The organism is Flavobacterium sp. (assembly GCF_046296355.1).
GTDB lineage: Bacteria > Bacteroidota > Bacteroidia > Flavobacteriales > Flavobacteriaceae > Flavobacterium.
On sequence record NZ_JBKBLM010000030.1, the window covers coordinates 26,982 to 37,956 of the forward strand.

The 10,975-nt window shown below is 36.1% G+C and carries 11 protein-coding genes; 5 read left to right on the forward strand and 6 right to left on the reverse strand.

The features are described 5' to 3' along the window. Positions 1-131: 131 nt before the first annotated feature. The 5 genes from dnaN to ACK4HO_RS10910 all read right to left on the reverse strand — a co-directional run bounded on the left by dnaN (position 132) and on the right by ACK4HO_RS10910 (position 4,952). On the reverse strand, positions 132-1,250 hold the full coding sequence (dnaN, locus tag ACK4HO_RS10890; protein ID WP_409665737.1) for a DNA polymerase III subunit beta: 1,119 nt from the start codon (positions 1,248-1,250) through the stop codon (positions 132-134). Between the two features lie 62 nt (positions 1,251-1,312). After that, positions 1,313-2,995: a gliding motility-associated ABC transporter substrate-binding protein GldG gene (gldG, locus tag ACK4HO_RS10895; RefSeq protein ID WP_409665739.1), complete on the reverse strand. Its 1,683-nt coding sequence runs from the start codon at positions 2,993-2,995 to the stop codon at positions 1,313-1,315. Continuing rightward, positions 2,995-3,720, reverse strand: a complete 726-nt coding sequence (gldF, locus tag ACK4HO_RS10900; RefSeq protein WP_409665741.1) for a gliding motility-associated ABC transporter permease subunit GldF — start codon at positions 3,718-3,720, stop codon at positions 2,995-2,997. Before gldF ends, gldG begins: the two co-directional genes overlap by 1 nt. 81 nt (positions 3,721-3,801) lie before the next feature. Beyond that, a complete protein-coding gene (locus tag ACK4HO_RS10905) occupies positions 3,802-4,098 on the reverse strand; it encodes a putative quinol monooxygenase (RefSeq protein WP_409665743.1) in 297 nt (98 codons plus the stop codon). 29 nt (positions 4,099-4,127) lie between these two features. Continuing rightward, entirely contained in the window at positions 4,128-4,952 is an 825-nt protein-coding gene (locus ACK4HO_RS10910) for an S-adenosyl-l-methionine hydroxide adenosyltransferase family protein (RefSeq protein ID WP_409665745.1), read from the reverse strand. A 123-nt stretch (positions 4,953-5,075) separates the two neighbouring features. Between ACK4HO_RS10910 and ACK4HO_RS10915 the strand changes: the two genes are divergently transcribed. The 4 genes from ACK4HO_RS10915 (at position 5,076) to ACK4HO_RS10930 (ending at position 8,421) form a co-directional block, all read left to right on the forward strand. Continuing rightward, complete coding sequence (locus ACK4HO_RS10915) at positions 5,076-6,029, forward strand: PhoH family protein (protein ID WP_409665747.1); 954 nt, start codon at positions 5,076-5,078, stop codon at positions 6,027-6,029. Positions 6,030-6,258: 229 nt separating this feature from the next. Further along, positions 6,259-7,206: a phosphoribosylaminoimidazolesuccinocarboxamide synthase gene (locus ACK4HO_RS10920; protein WP_409665757.1), complete on the forward strand. Its 948-nt coding sequence runs from the start codon at positions 6,259-6,261 to the stop codon at positions 7,204-7,206. Positions 7,207-7,356: 150 nt separating this feature from the next. Further along, positions 7,357-7,731: an ankyrin repeat domain-containing protein gene (locus ACK4HO_RS10925; protein WP_409665748.1), complete on the forward strand. Its 375-nt coding sequence runs from the start codon at positions 7,357-7,359 to the stop codon at positions 7,729-7,731. A 207-nt stretch (positions 7,732-7,938) separates the two neighbouring features. Then, positions 7,939-8,421: a hypothetical protein gene (locus tag ACK4HO_RS10930; protein ID WP_409665750.1), complete on the forward strand. Its 483-nt coding sequence runs from the start codon at positions 7,939-7,941 to the stop codon at positions 8,419-8,421. A gap of 70 nt (positions 8,422-8,491) precedes the next feature. Here ACK4HO_RS10930 and ACK4HO_RS10935 read toward each other — a convergent pair whose 3' ends face one another. Further along, positions 8,492-9,580 (reverse strand): M42 family metallopeptidase, encoded by a 1,089-nt coding sequence (locus tag ACK4HO_RS10935; RefSeq protein WP_409665752.1) that lies wholly within the window; start codon positions 9,578-9,580, stop codon positions 8,492-8,494. An 80-nt stretch (positions 9,581-9,660) separates the two neighbouring features. Here ACK4HO_RS10935 and ACK4HO_RS10940 point away from each other — a divergent pair, with 80 nt between their 5' ends. Then, positions 9,661-10,332 carry a DUF4294 domain-containing protein gene (locus tag ACK4HO_RS10940; RefSeq protein ID WP_409665754.1) on the forward strand — a complete coding sequence of 224 codons (672 nt, stop codon included), beginning with the start codon at positions 9,661-9,663 and terminating at the stop codon, positions 10,330-10,332. Positions 10,333-10,975: the final 643 nt, after the last annotated feature.

Here is a 10,975-nt window from a genome sequence, read left to right on the forward strand (position 1 = left end):
TTAGCTAAAGTAAGTAAAATAACATATTTAATTTAGATAAATGACAAATGAAGTCATGCTAATTTTTGGGAATAAAAAAAACCGCCTGATTTTTCAATCGAGACGGTTTTTGGTATAAAGGTTAGTTTATATTAGTTGTTCAGCATTACCGGCATCACCAACATGGTAACGGTTTCTCCTTCGTCTAAGCCATCAATCGGCGTTAAGATTCCGGCGCGGTTGGGCATTGACATTTCCAACATGATTTCGTCTGATTGAAGATTGGTCAACATTTCAGATAAGAATCTGGAGTTGAACCCAATTTGCATGTCGTCACCTTGGTAATCACAGGTCAAACGCTCTTCGGCTTTGTTTGAGTAATCGATGTCTTCGGCAGAAATGTTCAATTCGGCACCGGCGATTTTCAAACGAATTTGGTGTGTAGTTTTGTTAGAGAAAATCGCAACACGACGCACAGAGTTCAATAATAAAACTCTATTAATCATTAATTTATTTGGATTTTCTTTAGGAATTACCGCTTCGTAGTTTGGATATTTTCCATCGATTAAGCGACAAGTTAATACGTAACTATCGAAAGAGAAAGTCGCGTTAGAATCGTTATATTCAATAGTCACATCAGATTCAGAAGTTCCTAAAATACCTTTTAAAATGTTCAAAGGTTTTTTGGGCATAATGAAATCTGCTACTTGTGATGCTTTTACATCGGCACGCGCATATTTCACTAATTTATGAGCATCAGTGGCCACAAAAATCAAACCTTCCGGAGAAAATTGGAAAAACACACCGCTCATTACCGGACGCAAATCGTCGTTTCCGGCAGCGAAAATGGTTTTGCTGATAGCGGTTGCCAATACTTCTGAAGGAACTACGGTTGAGGACGGATTGTCTAAGCTTACCGATTTTGGAAACTCTTCACCCGGAGCATAAGCAATTGCATATTTTCCGGAATTGGAACTGATTTCAATCGTGCTGTTTTCTTCTACGGTGAAAGTCAATGGTTGCTCTGGAAACGTTTTTAGAATATCTAATAACAATTTCGCCGGAACAGCCACGCTTCCTTTGCTGGTAGAATCAATTTCTAAAGTAGCCGACATGGTCGTTTCTAAATCAGAAGCCGAAACGGTTAGGGTTTTATTGTCTAATTCGAATAGAAAATTATCTAAAATAGGCAAGGTATTGCTACTGTTGATAACGCTACCTAAAACTTGTAGTTGTTTTAATAAGTATGAACTCGATACTATGAACTTCATTTTGTTTTATTTTTTACAAATATATCTTAAACTAACAGATTTCAAAAAGTTTTTTATTAACATTACTTGCTGTATTTTCGCTTGCGCAAAAGGGTAAAGGCTACGCCAAATAATAACAGGATAACGATTGGAACTGCTACAGTTACGACTTGCGAATAGGTGTAGTTCTCATAGACTTTCTGTTTGTCCAAAATAGGCAAATCGACTTCCTTGCTTCGAATGTTAATAAGTCCGTTGTCATCCAACAAATAATTGACGCAATTCATCATAAACTCTTTATTGGCATACAAGTTATTGGTCCATTTGTCATAACCCAATTCGAGTGGCATTCCGTCTTTATCCAATTGGTTTTTGATGATGTCACCATCTGAAACGACTATCATTTTATTGGCTTTGCCCAAATTTTTAAAAGTCGCATCTTTAAAAGGCAAAACCCTGTTTTCATACATCGAATGGAATTGTCCTTCCAATAAAACCGCGACAGGATAATTGCCTTTTCCGGCAAATTCTTTTTGTTCAGGACGAAGCGAAACAATCTCTAAACTCACTTGAGCCGGTGTTCCAACCAATCTTGAAACTTGTGAAGATTGCAATAAAACGGTTTTCTTAATGTCATTGCCTAAAACTTCAATCGGACTCGCAAAGTCAAATTTGATTCCATCCAAATTACTAACAATCGGGTTGTTAATCGTAGGGTAAATGAGTGGCGAATAAAACCAAGGATATTGTGTGTATTGTGTCGCGCTTCCTTGTTCACCGGTAGCCAAAGCAATTGGTGTATTTTGCAAATCGAAAATCAAATCGGGACGAATTCGCACGCCGTATTTAAATAACATATCGTTCAAGCCTAAATCTCTTGGGAAAGCCAAGTTGGTTCCGGTTTCGTTGTACAAACTGTCCATTTCCATATTGACTTGATCTACCAACCAAAGTGTTTTTCCACCGTTTATGATGAATTGGTCTAAGACTTGTTTTTCTTCATCGGTAAAAGCTTCAGTAGGTTTAGCGATTACAGCTAAGTCGTATTTGTTAAGGTATTTTAACGTCTCATTCGGACTTTTGGCCACAGAATCCAAAGTAAATGGGCCAATGTAATAATTGTCTCTTACTGCTGTGATAAAATTCGCAATGTAGCGGTCTTCCAGTTCACCGTTTCCGTTTAGGATAACTACTTTCTTTTGTTTGGCTTTAGCCACAGTATTGATAGCATTGGCGAAAGCATATTCAAGATGTTGCACTGAGCTAATCACTTTTTCAGCAGTAGAAGCGCCCATCATATTTTTGAGCAAAGGCACTTTTACAACTCTGTCACCGCAGGTTGCCACTGCCCATGGGAAAACTACTTCCTGGGTTTGTTGGCCTTTGTCGTTTAAGGTCACATTTACCGGAGTCAAACCACGTTCTAAGAAAGATTGGATTGTGGCGTCTCTTTGTTCTTCGTCTTCGAGTGGATTTACGAATTGGAAGATGATATTGGAGTTTTCGGCTTTGAATTCTTCTAGTAATTGTTGGGTTTCCGTTTGCAGTTTTTTGAATTCGCCCGGAAATTCGCCTTCTAAGAATACATCAATATAAAGCGGTTCTTGGATTTCGCTTACAATGTTTAAGGAAGTTTCAGAAAGGGTATAACGTTTGTCCGCTGTCAAGTCAAATCGTTTGAACGCAAAATGACCGGCAAAGTTCAAAACCACTACAAATAGTATGGTAACCGCTATTTTTTTTAAGTTATTTTTTGGCGCACTCATTACGATTTCAAAGATTTTAATTTATACACGGTAAATGATAAAAACAAAAAGGCCACACTTACAAAATACAAGATATCACGAGTATCTAATACGCCACGCGACATGCTTTTGAAATGATAATCCATGCCGATTTTGGCCACGACATCTTCAAAACCTGTTACATAATTGGAAACGCCTTCAAATCCGAAATAGAACAGAAAACATAAAAAAACCGAAACTAAAAAAGCCACAATTTGATTCTCCGAAAGAGTAGAAGTAAAGATGCCAATGGCGGTATATGAAGCCACTAAAAACAACAGTCCAAAATAAGAACCCATTGTACTGCCCATATCGATATTGCCTTCAGGCGAACCTAAATTTGAAATCACGTAAACGTACACTAATGTTGGGATTAAAGCGATTACAATCAACAAAAACGACCCTAAAAACTTCCCGTTGACAATTTGCCAAATCGATAAAGGTTTGGTCAACAAAAGCTCAATAGTGCCTTGTTTTTTCTCATCCGAGAAACTGCGCATCGTCACCGCGGGAATCAGGAAAATCAAGATCCATGGTGCTAAAGTAAAAAACGGACTCAAATCGGCAAACCCGCTTTGTAAAATGTTGTATTCACCATCAAAAACCCATAGGAACAAGCCGTTGAGCAACAAAAAAATGGCAATCACCAAATAGCCAATTGGTGAGCCAAAAAAGGATTTTATTTCTCTTAATGCGATTGATTTCATATTTTGTTGTCGTATGTTGTGTGTTATAGGTTCTAGGTTGGCAAAAGTAATAACTTACAACTTAGAACTTACAACCTACAACTATTTTAAACTTACTAATTTATCCACACTCCACGCTTCAGGCTTATCGTTGAATAGTTGTTTGGTAAACCTCCAAACCTCGTCAAACAAAGCTGAGCGTCTGTAATTTTCCAAATCTTCTTCGGTTTCCCAATAACTATAAGTAAAGAAAATGCACGGATTGTATTTGTCTTGATATAATTCTAAAAAGCGATTGCCTTCCGAGCTGCGTATTTTTTCTTTAATGCTGTCAAAATTCTCCAAAAACATTGGAATATTTTCTTCGTGAAAGCTCATTTTTACTATTCTAACAAACATCTTATCCCTTTTTACTTATTCCTATTCCCTTAATTTTTAAAATCTATCGTCACCAAATCCCTATACTGCAAGCCTAAAAGCGAATTTGCCGAACCAACCGTATTCGGATTACTCCTGAAAATGGCAATTTCTAAAAAATCCGATTCATTAAAGATGGCCAAACTTTCGCCTTCACATTCTTTTAAAGATTTCTTTTTGTAAATCCCAATATCTGAATATTTTGGCAAAATTGTTTTGATGGTTTTGTTCTTAAATTTGATTTCGTAATTTCTACCCTTTGCCGTTTCAAGAAATATTTTTTTCGAAATATTGGTCACCACATTACCAAAATGATCAATGTAAATTACATAACCTTTGATTTGATTGTCTTTGGCTATGGCTTGTAGTTCGGTTACTTCTTTGATTTCTTTAATCTCTTTTCCAATAACATTCAGCAAACCGCCTTTGGCCAAGTGACAAGCCACTTTTACAAATACATCTAAATCGGTGGCATCGCTCGGCAATCGGTCGTGTATATTGATGGTAACCAATTTTTGCGGGACAATCTTTTGAATCAACATGCTTAGGATACCGTTGTCGGCACAAACAAAATATTGGTCGTTCCATTGCATGGCAATGTGTTGGTTTTCGGCATTCAATTCAATATCAACCCCAATCAAGTGAACCGTTCCTTTGGGGAAACTGCTGTATGCTGCATCTATAATATAAGCGGTTTCAGCTATATTAAAAGCGTCAATATGGTGTGAAATATCAATAATAACGGCTTCGGGAAACTCGGATAGTAACTTACCTTTTAAAGCACCTGCAAAGTGGTCTTTTAATCCGTAATCGGTGGTTAAGGTAATTATTGACATAGATTGTTTATAACTTGGTGGAAATTGGGCTCAAAAATAGTAAAACCTATCCTTTTATTTGATTAAATTTGGATACAAAGCTAAGAATATATAGCGAATTATTTTAATTTAATACTACTGCTTTTGAACGAACGTATCATTGAATTACACGACATCGCACCCAAAGAATTTTGGGGCGCTCAAGATGCCCATCTTGAAACCATTAAAAGGTATTATCCTAAACTCAAAATTGTCGCTCGTGGCACAACTCTCAAAGCATTTGGCGAAAAAGAAGAACTCGATGAGTTTGAAAACCGCTTCAACCGCTTGATGTTGCATTTCACGCGATACAACAATATTGATGACAATGTAATAGACCGAGTCATACACAGTAATTCACACGAAGAGCAACGCATGCCCGACAGTGATAAGATTTTGGTCCATGGTATAGGAGGAAAGTTGATTAAGGCGATGACGCCTAACCAACAAAAAATGGTAGATATTATTCAAAAGAATGACATGATGTTTGCTGTTGGTCCGGCCGGAACCGGAAAAACTTACACCGGAGTTGCTTTGGCAGTAAAAGCGCTAAAAGAAAAGCAGGTAAAAAGAATTGTACTAACGCGTCCTGCCGTTGAAGCCGGAGAAAATTTAGGTTTTTTACCGGGTGATATGAAAGAGAAACTCGATCCATACATGCAGCCTTTGTATGATGCACTGCGCGATATGCTGCCGCCACAAACGTTGGAAGATTATATATTAAAAGGAATTATACAAATTGCACCATTGGCTTTTATGCGTGGTCGTACTTTGGATAATGCTTTTGTAATCTTAGATGAAGCGCAAAATACGACGCATTCGCAAATGAAAATGTTCTTAACCCGTATGGGAAAAAACGCCAAGTTCATCATTACGGGCGATCCGGGACAAGTAGATTTACCACGTCGCACAATTTCAGGTTTGAAAGAAGCAATTTTGGTTTTGAAAGACATCGAAGGCATCGGAATCATTTATTTGGATGACAAAGACATTGTTCGCCACCGATTGGTGAAAAAAGTAATTGATGCTTATAAGAGTATTGAGAACAACGATTATTAGATTTTTGAATTAATAATTTTGGAGCGAATGGCTTGGGAAGTTTCAGTAATGGCAATTCCCGCTGTTCGCTCCAATCTTTTTTGCTTTGTCAAGCAAAAAAGGATTTCCACTACCATCAGGGCTAAAAAGTTATCGAATTGATTTATTTTTTTGTCTATCAATTTGGAACGACTTACTTTTGCACCACATGAATTTACCTAAGATCGTCGAAGGGCAACAACACAACAACATGAATACAATCACCACTACAAATTTCCAATTTCCTGGACAAAAATCGGTTTACCGCGGTAAAGTGCGCGAGGTTTACAATATCAATGACGAATTATTAGTCATGATTGCCACCGACAGACTTTCGGCTTTTGATGTCGTAATGCCTAAAGGAATTCCGTATAAAGGACAAATCTTAAACCAAATCGCCACCAAGTTCATGCATTTGACTTCAGACATTGTTCCTAATTGGTTAATTGCAACTCCTGATCCTAATGTGGCTGTTGGACATTTATGTGAACCTTTTAAAGTTGAAATGGTAATTCGCGGCTATCTTTCAGGTCACGCAGCACGAGAATATGCCGAAGGAAAAAGAACACTTTGTGGCGTAATCATGCCGGAAGGTTTAAAAGAAAATGACAAATTTCCAACACCAATTATAACACCAACCACTAAAGCTGATAACGGTTCTCATGACGAAGACATTTCACGTGAAGCTATTTTAGAAAAAGGCATCGTTTCCGAAGCGGATTATTTGGTATTAGAAAAATACACCAGAGCTTTATACCAACGCGGAACAGAAATCGCAGCCAGTCGCGGATTGATTTTGGTAGATACCAAATATGAATTCGGTAAAACTAAAGATGGTGTTATTGTTTTAATTGACGAAATTCACACTCCGGATTCTTCGCGTTACTTCTACGCCGATGGTTATCAGGAAAGACAAGATAACAACGAAGAACAAAAACAATTGTCAAAAGAATTTGTGCGTCGTTGGTTAATCGAAAATGGTTTTCAGGGAAAAGAAGGACAACAAATTCCAAATATGACTGAAGCTTATATCGAAACGGTTTCGGAACGTTATATAGAATTGTACGAAAACATTCTTGGAGAAAAATTTGTTAAAGCTGATATTTCTAACATTAATGAACGAATAGAAAAAAACGTAGTTAACTTTTTGAAATCGTAAATTAAGAGTAAACATAAGATGATGAACCACGTTTAGGCGTGGTTTTTTTTGTGCCTAATGTTAAAATTTTGTTATACTTAACTATATGGTGCAACGAAAATTAGGGTTACGACGTCTTACTGACAATCAATAACTTTTAAATCATTCATCATGAAGAAAACAATCATTTTTGCAGGCTTAGCTCTAGTAGCTTTTACTAATGTTGCTTTGGCAACCAACGTTTCAACAACTTCTCATCCAACTGAAGTGACAATCTATGAAGTAACGCCTCTTTGTAACGCTATCGTTAAAGGAGATTTGGCTACCGTTAAAAAATTTATCGAGTATGGTTCCGATGTAAACGAATCTACAAACGGAACGACTCCATTAATGTTAGCCGCTCGTTACAATAAAGTGGAAATCATTAAAGTATTATTGGATAAAGGAGCAAATTCAGACGCTAAAGATGAGAAAGGATTCACTGCATTAAAGTATGCTGAGCTCTCAAATGCCAATGAGGCAGTTGCTTTATTGAAACAAGTTTAACCAATTTAAACAAAGCGTCGTTCACTGCTATAACGGCGCTTTGTTTTATTAATTAATTCAGTTAGAATAATTTAAAAGTTAAAATTATGTTAAATTTAAGTACTATGCAATACAAGATACCTTTTTTTAGCCATATATTTGCATAGGATATTAATAGTAGTATCAAAATCATCATCAAAAAGAATCATCATCAAAAAAAAATCAATCATGAAAACAACAATCATTTTTTTAGGACTTGCTGTATTAGGTTTTAATAACAACATCACAGCAAACGAATTAAACGCTCAAGATTTAGTTCAACAGGATTTAACTACAGTAAGTTTAGACAACGCTCAAAAACAAAGTCAGTTGATTTTGGTAAAAAACGAAACTTCAAAATTCACTATTGAAAATACAGGAGAAGAAGTGGTTATTTTTAATCCGGCTTCGGTAATCAAATCAACTTATACCAAAACACTTGAGGATGTGATATCCGAAAACAAATTGGTTACCGATACTTGCGAGGATGTTTATCAACCAATTGCATTAGAAATGTCTCCTGAAGACAAAATTGCTGAAAGAAATCAAATAGTCGAAAGCAATGTAAATAATGAGTATTACCCTTTGGATTTTGATAAAATCAATCGCTTGTTAAAAATCAACAAACCTACTAATAACAATATGGCCATTACTACAGATTTAAAATTATAAGTTTAGGTTAATGGTTTTCAGCAATGTAAAACAAAAAAGCATCCCGAAAAGGATGCTTTTTTATTAGTTATTATTTAAAGTAGGAGAAAGAATCGTTGTTTTCTATTTTTAACAAACTTTCGTAAATCAACTTGATGACGTTTTCAACATCTTCTCTATGTACCATTTCTACCGTAGTGTGCATATAACGTAACGGAAGCGAAATCAAAGCCGATGGCACGCCACCATTACTATAAGCAAAAGCATCAGTGTCTGTTCCTGTTACTCTCGAAGTCGCATGACGTTGAAAAGGAATCTTTTTGTCTTGAGCGGTATTTACGATTAAATCCCTCAGAGTATTGTGAACCGCAGGCGCATAAGCAATAACAGGCCCTTTACCCATTTCCAAATCGCCTTCGATTTTCTTGTCAATCATTGGAGTGCTGGTATCGTGACAAACATCAGTAACAATAGCCACATTTGGATTGATGGTTTTGGTAATCATTTCGGCACCTCTTAAACCAACTTCCTCCTGAACAGAATTGGTAATATACAATCCAAAAGGTAACTTCTTTTTATTCTCCTTTAATAGTCGAGCTACTTCGGCAATCATAAATCCACCCATTCGATTGTCTATAGCACGACAAACAAATTTGTTACCGTTCAGAATCATAAACTCATCCGGATAAGTAATCACGCAACCCACATGTACCCCTAATTCTTCCACTTCATTTTTCGTTGAACAACCACAGTCAATAAATATATTGTGTATTGTTGCCGATTCTTCTTTCCCGCGATTTCTGGTGTGAATGGCCGGCCAACCAAAAACGCCTTTTACTATTCCTTTACTAGTATGAATATTCACTCTTTTAGAAGGAGCTATTTGATGATCGGAACCACCATTTCGTATTACGTAGATAAGACCGTTATCAGTGATATAATTAACATACCAAGAAATTTCATCTGAATGACCTTCAATAACTACTTTATAAGGAGCCTCCGGATTGATAATTCCAACCGCCGATCCATATGTATCTGTGATAAAAGTATCCACATAAGGTTTTAAATAATCCATCCAAAGCTTTTGCCCGCTCGATTCATATCCTGTCGGAGAAGCATTGTTCAAATAGTTTTCTAAAAACGTAAGCGAGGATTTGGTGAGTATAGATTTTGTTGCCATAATTTTTTTTTGCTAAAATATAAATTTGGCATTACAGTTGTTAAGGATATTCTATATTTTTACCCTAATTATTATTATCTATGAAGAAGTTGCTTTTATTCGTTTTTATATTATTTGTGGCAGCAGTTGCGAATGCCCAAATTACCACAGATTCTATTCAAAAAAAAGAGGTAGTAACTGACGAAAATGACACTATAGTCAAAGATCCTATTTTATTAGAGGAAGTTGTTGTTTACAAAAACAAATTAACACCGGCAGAAAAAAAAGAATTTCTATTACTTCAAAATAGAGTATATAAGGTGTATCCATTCGCCAAAGCAGCAGCAGACAGGTTGACAATTCTGAATAGAAATATGGACAAAATGAAGACCAATAAGGAGAAAAAGAAGTATTTCAAAATTGTTGAAGATTACATGGAAAACGAATTCACAGCGCAATTAAAAAAACTCTCTAGAAAACAAGGTCAAATTTTAGTCAAACTCATTCACCGACAAACCGGATATACAACTTTCGAATTGATCAAAGATTACAAAAGTGGTTGGAAAGCATTCTGGTCTAACAATACAGCCCGACTTTTCGATATCAATCTCAAAACAAAATATGAGCCATATCAAGTCAACGAAGACTTCCTTATTGAATCCATTTTAGATAGGGCTTTTACCAGAGGCAGACTCATACCTCAAAAATCAGCAACTCCAGTTGATATAGACGAACTTACAGACTATTGGGAGAAAAAAGCATCAAAAAAATAGTTTTTGTAGCAAAAGGTTAGGGTTGTGTCAGTAATCCATATTCCCGCTTTTCGCTTTACACGGTGCCACTACAATCGGGGCTAACTAGGATTTGTATTGAATACTTTTAAACATTCAAAAAAAATTTTATCTGCAAAAACCGTAGAACCAACGAGTTGCAAAAAACTTCCGAGAAAGAGTTGTAAAACACTTGTAAATGCCAAAAAGAGTATTACTTTTGCACCCGCATTGAAGCAGAGTTCTTTACTTTTTTGGATTAAGATTTCACAAAATCAAAAGAAAATTTGTGTAGCTAAATAAAACCATTTATCTTAGCATTCCTGATTTTCTGAAAATCAAGCAGAAAGGAAATAAGTTTAAAAATATTTTCAAAAAAGCTTGTCAGAATAAAAAAGTTACTTACTTTTGCACCCGCTAAACGAGAGAATGGCGTAATAAAAAAAGAAGAATACGTTCATAGACATATTGAATTGACAGCCGTTTTTAACAGCGATGTTAGAAACAACAAAAAGAGAGTAAGAGAGTCGAAAGATTTGAAAAAGACTAGCCTTTGTCTAAAAAAAACGATAATTTATTATCAACAACATACGATGAAGAGTTTGATCCTGGCTCAGGATGAACGCTAGCGGCAGGCTTAACACAT

What these genes read in the sequence shown, in the direction of transcription:
- dnaN (WP_409665737.1), bottom strand. Translation starts at nt 1,250, where the DNA reads ATGAAGTTCATAGTATCGAGTTCATACTTATTAAAACAACTACAAGTT.
- gldG (WP_409665739.1), bottom strand. Translation starts at nt 2,995, where the DNA reads ATGAGTGCGCCAAAAAATAACTTAAAAAAAATAGCGGTTACCATACTA.
- gldF (WP_409665741.1), bottom strand. Translation starts at nt 3,720, where the DNA reads ATGAAATCAATCGCATTAAGAGAAATAAAATCCTTTTTTGGCTCACCA.
- ACK4HO_RS10905 (WP_409665743.1), bottom strand. Translation starts at nt 4,098, where the DNA reads ATGTTTGTTAGAATAGTAAAAATGAGCTTTCACGAAGAAAATATTCCA.
- ACK4HO_RS10910 (WP_409665745.1), bottom strand. Translation starts at nt 4,952, where the DNA reads ATGTCAATAATTACCTTAACCACCGATTACGGATTAAAAGACCACTTT.
- ACK4HO_RS10920 (WP_409665757.1), top strand. Translation starts at nt 6,259, where the DNA reads ATGAATACAATCACCACTACAAATTTCCAATTTCCTGGACAAAAATCG.
- ACK4HO_RS10925 (WP_409665748.1), top strand. Translation starts at nt 7,357, where the DNA reads ATGAAGAAAACAATCATTTTTGCAGGCTTAGCTCTAGTAGCTTTTACT.
- ACK4HO_RS10930 (WP_409665750.1), top strand. Translation starts at nt 7,939, where the DNA reads ATGAAAACAACAATCATTTTTTTAGGACTTGCTGTATTAGGTTTTAAT.
- ACK4HO_RS10935 (WP_409665752.1), bottom strand. Translation starts at nt 9,580, where the DNA reads ATGGCAACAAAATCTATACTCACCAAATCCTCGCTTACGTTTTTAGAA.
- ACK4HO_RS10940 (WP_409665754.1), top strand. Translation starts at nt 9,661, where the DNA reads ATGAAGAAGTTGCTTTTATTCGTTTTTATATTATTTGTGGCAGCAGTT.